Source organism: Paraburkholderia sp. BCC1876 (genome assembly GCF_902833695.1).
Lineage (GTDB): Bacteria > Pseudomonadota > Gammaproteobacteria > Burkholderiales > Burkholderiaceae > Paraburkholderia.
The window spans coordinates 984,706-997,174 of record NZ_CADFGI010000002.1 but is presented as its reverse complement, the minus strand read 5'-3'; the positions used below and the strand labels follow the sequence as shown (position 1 = coordinate 997,174).

The 12,469-nt window shown below is 65.1% G+C and carries 10 protein-coding genes; 4 read left to right on the top strand and 6 right to left on the bottom strand.

Annotation, left to right across the window (positions count from 1 at the left end; translation table 11 throughout):
- Nucleotides 1-68: 68 nt before the first annotated feature.
- Complete coding sequence (locus HWY05_RS10870; RefSeq protein WP_176058312.1) at nt 69-1,016, bottom strand: LysR family transcriptional regulator; 948 nt, start codon at nt 1,014-1,016, stop codon at nt 69-71.
- Nucleotides 1,017-1,129: 113 nt separating this feature from the next.
- On the opposite strand from HWY05_RS10870, the gene HWY05_RS10865 reads away from it, so the two are divergent.
- The 3 genes from HWY05_RS10865 (at nt 1,130) to HWY05_RS10855 (ending at nt 6,973) form a co-directional block, all read left to right on the top strand.
- A complete protein-coding gene (locus tag HWY05_RS10865) occupies nt 1,130-4,666 on the top strand; it encodes an ABC transporter ATP-binding protein (RefSeq protein WP_176058311.1) in 3,537 nt (1,178 codons plus the stop codon).
- Nucleotides 4,667-4,889: 223 nt separating this feature from the next.
- Nucleotides 4,890-6,296: a selenium-binding family protein gene (locus HWY05_RS10860; RefSeq protein ID WP_176058310.1), complete on the top strand. Its 1,407-nt coding sequence runs from the start codon at nt 4,890-4,892 to the stop codon at nt 6,294-6,296.
- Complete coding sequence (locus HWY05_RS10855) at nt 6,293-6,973, top strand: hypothetical protein (protein WP_176058309.1); 681 nt, start codon at nt 6,293-6,295, stop codon at nt 6,971-6,973. The genes HWY05_RS10860 and HWY05_RS10855 overlap by 4 nt, the downstream gene beginning before the upstream one ends.
- Here HWY05_RS10855 and HWY05_RS10850 read toward each other — a convergent pair.
- From HWY05_RS10850 to HWY05_RS10830, 5 genes are read right to left on the bottom strand one after another with little or no spacing between them, the layout of a single operon-like run.
- Entirely contained in the window at nt 6,963-7,274 is a 312-nt protein-coding gene (locus HWY05_RS10850) for a gamma-butyrobetaine hydroxylase-like domain-containing protein (protein ID WP_176058308.1), read from the bottom strand. The genes HWY05_RS10855 and HWY05_RS10850 overlap by 11 nt on opposite strands.
- Nucleotides 7,271-8,320 (bottom strand): HEAT repeat domain-containing protein, encoded by a 1,050-nt coding sequence (locus HWY05_RS10845; RefSeq protein WP_176058307.1) that lies wholly within the window; start codon nt 8,318-8,320, stop codon nt 7,271-7,273. Before HWY05_RS10845 ends, HWY05_RS10850 begins: the two co-directional genes overlap by 4 nt.
- 12 nt (nt 8,321-8,332) lie before the next feature.
- Complete coding sequence (locus tag HWY05_RS10840) at nt 8,333-8,578, bottom strand: ferredoxin family protein (RefSeq protein ID WP_035549825.1); 246 nt, start codon at nt 8,576-8,578, stop codon at nt 8,333-8,335.
- Nucleotides 8,579-8,624: 46 nt separating this feature from the next.
- Nucleotides 8,625-10,373, bottom strand: coding sequence for a fumarate reductase/succinate dehydrogenase flavoprotein subunit (locus HWY05_RS10835; RefSeq protein ID WP_176058306.1), 1,749 nt, complete (start codon nt 10,371-10,373; stop codon nt 8,625-8,627).
- Nucleotides 10,370-11,182 (bottom strand): GntR family transcriptional regulator, encoded by an 813-nt coding sequence (locus tag HWY05_RS10830; RefSeq protein WP_176058305.1) that lies wholly within the window; start codon nt 11,180-11,182, stop codon nt 10,370-10,372. Before HWY05_RS10830 ends, HWY05_RS10835 begins: the two co-directional genes overlap by 4 nt.
- Nucleotides 11,183-11,394: 212 nt before the next feature.
- Here HWY05_RS10830 and HWY05_RS10825 point away from each other — a divergent pair, with 212 nt between their 5' ends.
- Nucleotides 11,395-12,387 carry a succinylglutamate desuccinylase/aspartoacylase family protein gene (locus tag HWY05_RS10825; RefSeq protein WP_035549830.1) on the top strand — a complete coding sequence of 331 codons (993 nt, stop codon included), beginning with the start codon at nt 11,395-11,397 and terminating at the stop codon, nt 12,385-12,387.
- Nucleotides 12,388-12,469: the final 82 nt, after the last annotated feature.

The window sequence follows — 12,469 nt, the reverse complement described above, 5'->3', positions numbered from 1 at the left end:
GCTGCAACTATCCGCCGGGCCAGGGCAGGACCCGGCGAATCGCGCGCCTGAGCGCTTAGCCTGAGTGTTTACACGCCCGCCGCCACCGTCGACGAACTCGCCTGCGCCGCCGGCAACGCCGCCTCCAGACGCAGAAACTCGATCAACGGTTCGAGCAGCTTATGCCGGCGCTCCGGCGCCGTGCGCAACACGAAGCACCACGACGCCGGCCGCGACAGGTCCGGAAAAAGCCGCATCAGACGGCCGCTGCGCAGATCCGCTTCGATCAGCGGCAAGCGTCCGAGCGCGATTCCAGCGCCGCCGATCGCCGCGCCGAGCACCTGGCTAAAGCCGCTATAACGGACGATCTTGGTTTCGAAGTCACTGGGCAAGCCGAACTGCCCCTTCCAGTTGCGCCATTCGAATTCGGGCGCGTTCTCATGGGTTTCCTGCAGCAGACGGCAGCGGCACACCGCCTTCGACGCGAACGGATGCAGTTCCGGCGCGCAGACCGGGAAAACCTCCTCGCGAAACAGCACGAGATCGTCGGCGCGCACCTTGTCGACATGAATATGCACGATGGCGACATCGACCTCATGACGGGCGAACTCCGGCTCGCCATCGAGTGTGATCGCGCTCAACGGCGTCTCGGGATAGCGCGCCGAAAATTCGGCGAGACGGCGCGCGAGCCACATCGACGAAAACGAGCCGTTGGCTGCCACGGTCAGTTTCTTCGGCACGCCCTTGACCTGCGAGCAGGCCTCTTCCAGCAGCGACAGCGCGTGGCTCACGGCGGGCAGCAGGCTCGCGCCCGCCTCGGTGAGGCCAATGCCGCCGAGGCCCGTGCTGCGTTCGAGCAGCCGCGCGCCGAGCAGGTCTTCGAGGCCGCGAATCTGATGGCTGACCGCGCTGGTCGACACACTGAGTTCGACCGCGGCGCGGGCAAAGCCGCCGAGTCGCACGGTCGCTTCGAAAGCGCGCAGCGAGGCCAGCGGCGGGATATGCGACTTGGGGGACGTGGGAGACTTGAGAGTCATGCGGGGTATTGTAGGATACTCAACACCCGTTGAAAAACCATCTTTTGCCTCGCTTCGCGCGCCCCTGTAACGTCGCATCCATCCGATACGACAAGCAATCAAAAGGGGCAGGCATGTATTTCGATGGCAGGTTATGGGCGATGCTGGCCGGGCTGAGACTACGCGTGGCAGCGGCAGTCGGGCTGGGTCTGATCGCCATGGTGTTCGGTGTGTTGCGTTTCGTGTTCCTTGGCCGGATGCTGGCGCTCGCGTTGCAGGGCGCGCCAGTGCGCCAGATCGCGCTGGCCGCGGCGGGCGTCGCGGTTTGCGTGCTGTTGCGCGCCGCGCTCGATCATCGTCGCGTGGTGGTCGCGCAGCACACGGCAGGGCGCGTGCAATCGGTGCTGCGGGCGCGGCTGTTCGACCGGATCGTCGAACTCGGCCCAGCCTGGTTCGGCGCGGAGCGGACCGGCGGCGTGATGCTGGCGGTGATCGACGGTGTCGAGCAGTTGCAGACCTTCTTCGGCGCCTACGTGCCGCAGTTGATCATCGCCGCCTGCGCACCGCTGATGATCTTCGCGGTGCTGGCCTGGTGGGACGTGCCGACCGCTGCCGTGCTGCTGGTTGCCGCGCTGGCCACGCTCGGCTTGCCGATGCTGGTCCACAACGCCGACAAGCAGGCGGCCATTGCAAGGGCGCGTGCGTTCAAGGCGTTCGGCGAGGAGTTTCTCGACGCGGTCCAGGGTCTGCCCACGCTGAAGGCGTTCGGCCAGAGCGGCGCGTTCGCGCAGAAGCTCGCCGAACGGGCGCGGGCGTTATCCAGCAGCACCTTCTGGGTGCTCGCGCTCGGCTTGCTGACGCGCTTCTTCACCGACCTCGGCACGGGACTCGGCGCGGCCGCGGCGATTGCCGTCGGCGCGTGGCGGGTCAGCCATGGCGAGATGAGCCTCGAAGCCCTGCTGATCGTTCTGATGGCGGGCACCGAGGTGTTTCGTCCGTTGCGCGATCTGCGTAACGTGCTGCATCAGGGGATGATCGGCCAATCGGCGGCGACCGCGATTCATACGCTGCTGGAGGCGCGCAGCGACGCCCCCGCCAAGGGCGCCGGGCAAGTGCCGGATCTCAGCCCACGCATCACGTTCGAGCAGGTCGGCTTCAGCTATCCGGGACGTCGCGCGGTCGCGCATACCGGTCTGAGCTTCGAGATCGCCGCGGGCGAAACCGTCGGCATCGTGGGGCCGAGCGGCGCGGGCAAGTCGACGATTCTGCGCCTGCTGTTGCGTCAGCACGATGCGCAGGCCGGCACGATCCGGATCGGCGGACAGGACATCCGCACGCTCGACCCCGACCAGATCCGCGGCATGATCGCGATCGTCGCGCAGGACACCACGCTGTTCGACGGCACGATTGCGGACAATCTGCGGCTCGGGCGGCACGACGCCGCCGAAGCGGACGTGATCGCCGCAGCCAAAGCCGCCAATATCCACGATTTCATCAAGGCGCTGCCCGACGGTTACGCCACCCGCATCGGCGAACGCGGCGCGACGCTGTCCGGCGGCCAACGCCAACGGATTGCGATTGCCCGCGCGCTGTTGCGCGACGCGCCGATTCTCGTGCTCGACGAAGCGCTGTCGGCCGTCGACGCCGAGAACGAAGCCGTGATCCAGCAGGCGCTGGACCGGCTGATGCGCGGCCGCACGACCTTGATTCTGGCGCACCGTCTGTCGAGCGTGATCGGCGCCGATCGGATTCTCGTGCTGGACCAGGGGCGCGTGGTCGAGAGCGGCAAACACGCCGAGTTGATCGCGCGTTCAGGGGTCTATCGGCAGTTGATGGGGCCGCAGGTCGCCGCACCCGTCGAGCGTTCCACGCTAGCCGCGCCGGCCCGTGCCGCGTCGCGTGCGTCGGGGCCCGAGGAACGCGCGCTCGCCGTCGACGCCGCCGAGATCGGCTGGGTCGACACGCTGCGCAGTTTGCTGCGCTTCGTGCGGCCGTGGCGAACCCAATTGACGCTGACGGTGCTATGCGGCATCGGCCGGGTGCTGGCGTTTATCGGCGTCGGTGTGCTGGGCGCGCTGGTGGTCGCGGGCATTGCGTCGGGCCGGCCGGTCACGACGCTGACCATTGCGCTGCTGATCAGCGCACCGGTCGCGGCAACGTTGCACTGGCTGGAGTCGTGGATGGCGCATGCCATGGCGTACCGTCTGCTGTCCGAGATGCGGATCGCGCTGTTCGCGAAGCTCGAACGGCTCGCGCCCGCGTATCTGTTGCGCCGTCGCTCCGGCGATCTGGTGGCGCTGGCCACCCAGGACGTCGAGACCGTCGAGTATTTCTACGCGCACACCGTGGCGCCGGCGTTCGTCGCGCTGCTGGTGCCCGCCGCCGTGCTGGCGCTGCTCGCGTGGACCGCCTGGCCGCTCGCGCTGGTGTTGCTGCCGTTTCTCGCGTCGGCCGGTTTAACGCCGATCCTCGCGCGCGGCAAGATCGACCGTCTGGGTGGTCGTGCGCGCGCCGCGTTGGGACAGGTCGGCGCGCATCTCACGGAGACGATCCAGGGGCTCGCCGAACTGATCGCGTTTCAGGCGACGGGGCGTCGCCGCGCGGTTTTTCTCGATGATCTCGCCACTTACCAGGCGCAGCGCTCGGCGTTGCAGGACGATCTGTCGCGCCAGAGCGCCGCGCTCGAAGTGGCGACCGGCCTGGGCGGTCTCGCCGTGGCGTTGCTTGGCGCGGTGCTGGCCGCGCGCGGCTGGTTTGCGCATGAATGGCTGCCGTTGCTGGTGCTGGTTTCGGTGGCGGCCTTCATGCCGGTGGCGGAGATCGGTCAGGTGGCGCGCCAGTTGGCCGATACGATTGCGTCGACACGCCGACTGCATGTCGTGGAGTCCGAGCCTGAACCGATCGTGGATGGCGATCAGCCGGTGCCGTCGAACCCATCGGTGCGTTTCGACACGGTGAGCTTCGCTTATCCGGGCCGCAGCGCAGGCGCACTGGACGAGGTGAGCTTCGCGGTGCGTCCTGGTAGTACGGTGGCGCTGGTCGGCGCGTCGGGCGCGGGGAAATCGACGGTGGCGAATCTGTTGCTGCGTTTCTGGGACCCGCAGCAAGGGCGCATCACGCTGGGCGGCGTCGATCTGCGTGACTTGCACTCGGACGGCTTGCGCCGCCACATCGCGCTGGTCGCACAAGACACGTATCTGTTCAACGACACGCTGGAGGCCAACATCCGTCTCGCCGGCCGCGACGTGTCCGATGCCGATGTGCGCCGGGCGCTGCAACGCGCCGCGCTGAGCGACTTCGTGGACAGTCTGCCGGAAGGCCTGGCCACACGCGTGGGCGAACGCGGCGTGCAGTTGTCCGGCGGGCAACGTCAGCGGGTGGCGATCGCGCGCGCGTTTCTCAAGGACGCGCCGATCCTCATCATGGACGAAGCGACCTCGCATCTCGACACGATCAGCGAACAGCAGATTCGCGCGGCATTGGAGGAATTGATGTCGCAACGGACGTCGATCATCATCGCGCATCGTCTGTCGACGATTCAGAACGCCGATACGATTCTCGTGATGGACGCGGGCCGTGTGGTTGAGGCCGGCAGTCATGACGAGTTGCTGGCCGCGCGCGGTGCCTATGCGCGGCTTGTCGCGAACCAGTCGTGGATGGTGGCCGCGTAGCACGGCTTAAGGCGACCTCGGCGACCTATCCGTTTTGCTAGTGTCCGATACGTGGCGTGGCACGTATCGTCACAGTCTTTGCCGGAATCGGCAAACTTCCGGTTGCTCTCGTCGCCGCCGTGCACTACAAATCTAAACCGGAGCGCGTGCATCGCGTGGCGCGCACGGTCAAGATCATCCGGTATCCAACCTTCCGAATCAGACAAACCAGGAGACTCCCGTCATGGGTATGCGCCCCGATCCCACGTTCCACGCATCGCCGAAACTCGCGATGGAGGCGCCGCCGGAAGATTACGCGTACACGCTGCTGCTGAGCCCCGATTTCTCGCAACCCGACGCGCTCGCCGTGATCGACGTGAAACCCGGTTCGCCCACCTACAGCCAGGTGGTGCACACGGTGACCATGCCCAACACCGGCGACGAATTCCATCACTTCGGCTGGAATGCGTGTTCGTCGTCGTTGTCGCCGCTAACCGGACATGCGTTTCTCGAACGGCGCTATCTGATCATTCCGGGGCTGCGTTCTTCGCGCATCTACATTGTCGATACCAAGCCGCATCCCACGCAGGCGCGCATTCACAAGATCATCGAGCCCGAGGAAATTTTCCGCAAAACGGGGTACTCGCGTCCGCATACGGTGCATTGCGGACCGGAAGGGATTTACATCAGCACGCTGGGTGGCGCGGGCAAAGACGGCACCGACGGGCCGCCGGGCATTTTCATCATGGATTGCGAAACCTTCGAGGTGCTCGGCCGTTGGGAGATCGATCGCGGCATGCAGGCGAAGCACTACGACTTCTGGTGGAATCTGCCGCGCGACTACATGGTGTCGAGCGAGTGGGCGTTGCCGCCGCAGTTCGAGAACGGGATCGTCCCCGAAGATCTGCTTTCCAATCAATACGGGCACCGGGTCCACTTCTGGGATCTGCGCGCCCGGCGCAACGTGCAGACGCTCGACCTCGGCGCGAATCATCAGATGGCGCTCGAAGTGCGGCCCGCGCATGATCCCAGCCGCGAATACGGCTTCCTCGGCGTGGTGGTCGACACGACCAATCTGGAAGGTTCGATCTGGACCTGGTGGCGCGAAGGCGGGCAGTTCCACATTGAAAAGACCGCGACCATTCCGGCCGAACCGGCCGCTGCGGAATTGTTGCCGCCGCTGCTGCAAGGTTTCGGCGCGGTGCCGCCGCTCGTCACCGACATCGATCTGTCGATCGACGACAAATTCCTTTACGTCGCCTGCTGGGGCACCGGTGAATTGCGCCAGTACGACGTAACCGAACCGCGCAAGCCGAAGCTGACCGGCTCGGTGCATATCGGCGGCATCGTGCGGCGCACGCCGCATGCGAACGGCAAGACGTTCGGCGGCGGCCCACAGATGATCGAGATCAGCCGCGACGGCAAGCGCGTCTACTGGACCAACTCGCTATATTCCACGTGGGACGACCAGTTCTATCCGGAGGGCGTACCCGCAGCCAAGGTCATGGCGCATGTGGAGCCGGGCGGCGGTCTCACGCTGGACAAGGAGTTCTGGGTCACGTTCCCCGACGGCTACCGGTCGCATCAGATCCGGCTGGAAGGCGGCGACTGCTCGACCGATTCGTTCTGTTATCCGTCGGTGGGCAGTTGATCGGCGCAGGTTGGTCGCAGACCGGCCTGTGGCTGGCGGTGCTCGCGAGCGGCCTCTATCACGGGCTCAACCCGGCCATGGGATGGCCGCTCGCGGTGTCGAGCGGATTGATGCAACGACGCGCGCGGGCACTCGCCGGCGCGCTGCTTTATCTCGCGGCGGGACACGTGCTGGCCATGCTCGCGGTGATGATGCCGTTCGCGATGCTGGCGGTTCTGCTCGCGTGGCAGCGTGAGATCCAGGCCGGGGCAAGCGTACTTGTGATCGGCTTCGGCGTGTGGCTGCTGATCCAGCGACGGCATCCGCGCTTGCTCGCGCGGATTCCGCCGTCGCGGCTGGCGCTGTGGTCGTTCGCCGTGGCCATCGCGCACGGCGCGGGGTTGATGCTCGTGCCGGTTTATCTCGGACTGTGCCGCTCGTACGGCATGGATCACGCGCATCGGGCCGCGCAGACGCTGATCGATGCGAATCTCCAGATGGCCTTGCTGGTGTCCGCCGTGCATGCCGCAGCGATGATGGCGGGCGGTGGTCTGCTGGCGTGGCTGGTTTACCGCTACCTCGGCCTGAAATTCGTGTCGCGAAGCTGGTTCAATCTGGATACGGTCTGGGCCGTGAGCCTTGTGCTGGTCGGCACGCTTTCGCTGGCGCTGATCGCGGTCGACGGTTTCAGGCTGTGAGCGCAGTGGCGGTGACTGTGCTTGCGATCTCCGGCAGAGCGTGGAGATACGGCCAGGGAAAAATGCCGCGATCGTGTCCGTCGCTGAAGACCAGTTGCACGCCGTAACCCATCGGCTGGACTGTGCTTACGACCACATCTTGCGCGTGCACAGTTTCACCGGCCTCCCTACGCAGACGACGGCATCCCGCACACGGACACGCGTCGCGCAACGTGCGGTGTGCGATCCGCTGCGCGGCCGCGCCGGGCCAATGCAAAATCACGGCGTCGGCACTCAGTTCGACGCGCTTCGGTATGTTCATCGGCTGGCGTCCTCGATCTGCTGAAGCGCGATTCGCACCGCTTTACGCACGTCGGGGTCCGCGTCGTTCAACGCGTCGCGCAGTGCGGGCAGCGTCGCGGGTTCGCGCAATTCGCCCAGCGCGAGCGCGGCTTCCTTGCGCAGATTGCTGATCGGATTCGACAACAACGCGGCGATAGGCAACGCGGCGGCGCGTTCGCCCATGTGTCCCAGTGCACGGACCGCGCGCAGGCGGACTTGCCAGTAGTCGTCGGCGAGTGCGGCGATCAGTGCGTCATGCACCTTATGCACCTTATGCACCTTATGCACGTCATGCACGTCATGCACGTCATGCGCAGCGTTCGCGCGCAGTTTGCCGAGCGTCGTCGCGGTTTCTTCGCGGACTTGCCAGACCGGATCGCTCAGCGCTTGCAGCAATGCGGTCAGCGTCGCCGTGTGCGTGGCCGGTGCGAAGCCCAGCGCGCCGACTGCCGCGCGACGGATATCCGCGTTGGTGTCGCCGGTGACGGTGTCGGCGAGCGGCGCCAAGGCGCGCGTGTCCTTCAACCAGCCGAGCAGCACGACGGCTTCAGTGCGCACGCTGTCGTCGGTATGGTCGAGCGCTCGCAACGCGGGTTCCAGCGCGTCGGCGTAACGCAGCTCGCGCAAGCCGCGCAACACGGCGGCCTGTACGAACGGTTCAGCGTGATCCGTCCAGCGGTGCAGCACTGGACCGCACGCGTCGTCCTTCAAGGCGGACAGACTCTGCGCGGCGGCCGTACGCACGTCGTGATCGGCGTCGAGCAACGCGTGGCAAAGCGCGTCGGCAATCCACGCTTCTTCCCACGAACCGAGCACGCGCGCCGCTTCGCGCCTGACCTCGGCCGATACATCATGGGCCAGCGCGTGCGCGATCAGCGGCAGGGTATCCGGTTCTTCGAGATCGGCCAGTTCGAGCAGCGCGATCCGGCGCACGACCGGATCAGTATCGGCGAGACGCGGCAGCAGCGCAGCGGCTTCGGGCGCCAGCGTGTCGGGATCGTGCGTCAGTAAAGTGGAATCGGTCATGAACGGGTGCGCCTAGCGAAGCAGATAGGGAATCTCGACCTTCACCGCGCCGGTCGGGCAATCCTGCTCGCACGGCATGCAGTACCAGCATTCGTCGAACTGCATGTAGGCCTTGCCTTTACTCACGTCGATCGCGAGCAGGTCGAGCGGGCAGACGTCGACGCAGACGGTGCAGCCCTTGTCCGCGATGCATTTGTTTTCATCGATCGTGACGGGCGCGCTACTGCGCTGGAAAATCTCGTGGGGGGTATAGGACATCGGGGGGCTTCCTTCCTTTCGTTCTGGCGTTCTTACGTTCTTTCTTTCAGACAGTGGCATCGGCGAGCGGGCGGCTCTCCGCTTCGGGGATGCGCAGCTTGCGGTACGAGTCGAGTTCGGTCTCGGTGAGCGCCACGACATACGGTTCGACCGCGCGCTTCTCGCTGACCATGCGGCCCGCGTCGTCCTTGCGCAGATGCGTGTGGCAGAACCAGTCGGCGTCGTTGCGCTGCGGATAGTCGACCCGATGGTGATACAGCCCCCAGCGGCTCTCGGTACGAAACAGCGACGCCCGCGCGGCCATTTCCGCGCAGTCGCGAATCGCGCGGACTTCGGCGGCGCGCATCAGCTCGTGCGGATGGTTGGCCTTGATCGCGGTGATGTCGTCGGCGATTTCCGCGAAGCGTTGCAGGCCGATTTCCATCTTGCGCGTGACCTTGGGCGGTTGCAGATAATCGTTGACCATGCGGCGCAGCTTGTATTCCACCTGCGAAGGTGCGAGACCGTTGTCGCGTTCGAGCGGCGCATAGATGCGCGCGCGTTCGGCGTCGATCTGTTCCTGATCCAACGCAGCATGCTCGCGACCCGCTGCATACGCCGCTGCGTTCTGTCCCGCGAACCAGCCGTACGTGAAAGCGCCGAGCATGTAGTTATGCGGCACGGCGGCCATATCGCCGGCAGCGTAAAGGCCCGGCACGGTCGTCTCCGCGCGCGCGTTCACATACACGCCCGAGGCGCTGTGGCCGCTGCAGAAACCAATCTCCGAGATATGCATCTCGACCATCTGTTGCCGGTAATCGGTGCCGCGTCCCGCATGGAAACGTCCGCGACTGGGGCGCTCGTTCGTGTGCAGGATCTGCTCGATGGTCTGAATGGTTTCTTCGGCGAGGTGATCGAGTTTCAGGAACACGGGGCCGTTGCCGCTTTGCAGTTCCTGGTAAAACTCCCACATCATCTGACCGCTCCAGTAGTCGCATTCAATGAAGCGTTCGCCCTTGCCGTTGGCCGTGAACCCACCCAGCGGGCCGGTCACGTAAGCACACGCGGGGCCGTTATAGTCCTTGATCAACGGGTTGATCTGGAAGCATTCGAGGTTCGCGAGCGCGGCGCCCGCGTGATAGGCCATCGCATAACCGTCGCCGGCATTGGTGGGGTTTTCATAAGTGCCCATCAGATAGCCGGACGCGGGCAGGCCGAGTCGTCCGGCCGCGCCGCACGACAGGATCACCGCCTTGGCGCGCACCACGTAGAAATCCGCGGTACGGCAGTCGAAACCGAGCACGCCGCACACGTTGCCCTGCGCGTCCTTGAGCAGACGCGTGGCGACGATACGGTTCGTGATCGCCACCCGCGCGCGCTTCAATTGCCGGTACAGCACCTTCTTGATGTCGTGGCCTTCGGGCATGGGCAGCACGTACGATCCCATGTGATGCACTTTCTTCACCGCATAGTCGCCGGTGCCGTCCTTCTCGAACTTCACGCCCCAGCGATCCAGTTCCTCGATGGTCTTGAAGCTGTGTTTCGCGTACGCATAGACCGCTTCCTGATCGACGATACCGTCGTTGGCGATCGTGATTTCGCGTGTGTATTGCTCGGGCGTCGCGTGGCCGGGAATCACCGCGTTGTTCAGGCCGTCCATGCCCATCGAAATCGCGCCGCTGCGCTTGACGTGTGCTTTTTCCAGCAGCAGCACCTTGAGGCCGGGATTCGCTTCCTTCGCCTTGACGGCGGCCATCGGGCCCGCCGTGCCGCCGCCGACGATCACGATGTCGTAGTCGAGTACATGGGTAATCATGGTGCTGTCCTGGTTGCGTTGCGTTTGACCGTGTGGTCGGCGCCGGCCGTCCTGTCCCGGTCGACCCGCAGCCGGTACTGGAACGCGTCGCCGCGAAAGTAGAGGTGCTCGTAGTCAATCGGCGCGCCGTCGGCGTCGTGGGTCAGACGGTCGATGCGCAACACGGGCCCACCTGGCTCGACGCGTAACGCGTCGGCGATTTCGTCGTCGGCGAGCATCGCGTCGATCGCGATGTCGGCATGACCGAGCGGCATGCCGCAGTCGTTTTCGAGGATCAGGAAGATGTCGCGCGTGACCAGGTCCGCATTCGCGAGGCGCTTGCCAAGTGCTTCCGGCAGCCACGTCAGTTCGAGCGACACCGGCTCCCGATCGAGCAAACGCACGCGATGAATTTCGACGACCGGCGCGCCTTCGTCGAGCTTCAGCCGCGCGGCAACCTGGCGATTGGCCTCGACCACACGAAAGCTGCGCAACTGGTTGACGATCTCGTGGCCCATCGACGACATCGCTTCGGCGAAGCCTTGCAGCGAACTCACGTTCTGAAACGCCCTGGGCTTGGAAACGAAAGTGCCTTTGCCGTGCAGCTTGAACAGCAAGCCTTCTTTCTGCAGATCGCCGAGCGCCTGGCGCACGGTGATGCGGCTCACGCCGAACATCGCACAGAGCTCGTGTTCGGACGGCATCTGGCTATGCGGCGCGTAACTGCCGTCGAGGATGCGTGTGCGTAGCGTTTCCTTGATCTGCGCGTAGAGCGGCAGAGGCGAGGGCGAAGCAAACTGGGGGAGCGGGCTAGACAGCGAGTTCGTCATGGTTCAACTTGTTATGACAAGATGAGTCGCAGTCTAGTGAGCGGATTGGGCGGATCAAACCAACTATTTCTGCTATCGATCTGCGCAATCGTGCAAGCGGCGCGCGCGTTCCTTTCCGATGCGCTGATGGGAATCCAAATGCGCAAAGCCCGGTTCACGGATAGTCGGGATTCCGGTAACGTGTCCCACTCCCGGTCGTTCATGGAGCCCCGATGACTACCTTGCACAACGAAATCGATCTGGATGCCGATGGACGTCACGTCGGCTATCTGCGCCTGCCGCATTCGGTGCACCGTTCCGCGTACGGCTGGATCCCGATTCCGATCGCCTCGGTGCGCAACGGCGAAGGCCCCGTCGTGCTGCTGATGGGCGGCAATCACGGCGATGAATACGAAGGTCAGGTTTTAGTCTCCAGCCTGATTCGCGACATCGAGCCACAGTGGGTGCGCGGCCAACTGATCTTCCTGCCGATGGCGAATTTCCCCGCCGCAGCGGCGGGACTGAGAACCTCGCCGCTCGACGGCGGCAACCTGAACCGCAGTTTCCCCGGCGATCCGCAAGGCACGCCGACGGCAGCGATCGCCGACTACATCGAGAACACGCTGCTGACTCGCGCGCAGTATCTGATCGACCTGCATTCGGGCGGCAGTTCGCTGCTCTACGACGGCGCGAATATGCTTGCTATCGAACCGCGTGACCCCGAAGAAGAGCAACGCCTCAAAGCCTTGCTCGCCGCGTTCGGGTTGCCGCGGGCGTTTCTGCATCGGCCGAATCCGGTTCATTCGGCCAGCGCGGCACGGCGGCAGGGCGCGCTGTCGATCCTCGCGGAACTCGGCGGTGGCGGCACCGTGCAGGCGAGACTGTTGCGCGAAGCACGGCAAGGGCTGCTGCATCTGCTCGGCTTTATCGGTCTGCTGAGCGGGCCGCTCGTACCGGACGCGCCGCCGTCGCAAACGCGTTTCTTCAGCGTGTCCGGCTCGCGCCATTACGTCTACGCCTACGATCGCGGTGTCTATGAGCCGCTCGTCGAACTCGGCGATCAGGTCGTGGCAGGGCAGCCCGCGGCACGTATTCATTTCCCCGACACGCCGTTGCGCGAACCCGTCACGACGTTTTTTGCGGGAGCCGGGCAGGTGGTCTGCAAACGCGTGCCCGCCGCGGTGGAGCGCGGCGACTGTCTGTTCCATCTCGCCGAACCGGTTTGAAGCCGGGCAGACATTCGTTCACCGGCGTTATCCTGGAGAAACGCGCGTTTCATTTGCAATAACCGGCATCCGAACGCGCGAT

Coding starts and splice junctions, on each gene's coding strand:
- HWY05_RS10835 (WP_176058306.1), bottom strand. CDS start 10,373: ATGATTACCCATGTACTCGACTACGACATCGTGATCGTCGGCGGCGGC.
- HWY05_RS10870 (WP_176058312.1), bottom strand. CDS start 1,016: ATGACTCTCAAGTCTCCCACGTCCCCCAAGTCGCATATCCCGCCGCTG.
- HWY05_RS10840 (WP_035549825.1), bottom strand. CDS start 8,578: ATGTCCTATACCCCCCACGAGATTTTCCAGCGCAGTAGCGCGCCCGTC.
- HWY05_RS10825 (WP_035549830.1), top strand. CDS start 11,395: ATGACTACCTTGCACAACGAAATCGATCTGGATGCCGATGGACGTCAC.
- HWY05_RS10830 (WP_176058305.1), bottom strand. CDS start 11,182: ATGACGAACTCGCTGTCTAGCCCGCTCCCCCAGTTTGCTTCGCCCTCG.
- HWY05_RS10845 (WP_176058307.1), bottom strand. CDS start 8,320: ATGACCGATTCCACTTTACTGACGCACGATCCCGACACGCTGGCGCCC.
- HWY05_RS10865 (WP_176058311.1), top strand. CDS start 1,130: ATGTATTTCGATGGCAGGTTATGGGCGATGCTGGCCGGGCTGAGACTA.
- HWY05_RS10850 (WP_176058308.1), bottom strand. CDS start 7,274: ATGAACATACCGAAGCGCGTCGAACTGAGTGCCGACGCCGTGATTTTG.
- HWY05_RS10860 (WP_176058310.1), top strand. CDS start 4,890: ATGGGTATGCGCCCCGATCCCACGTTCCACGCATCGCCGAAACTCGCG.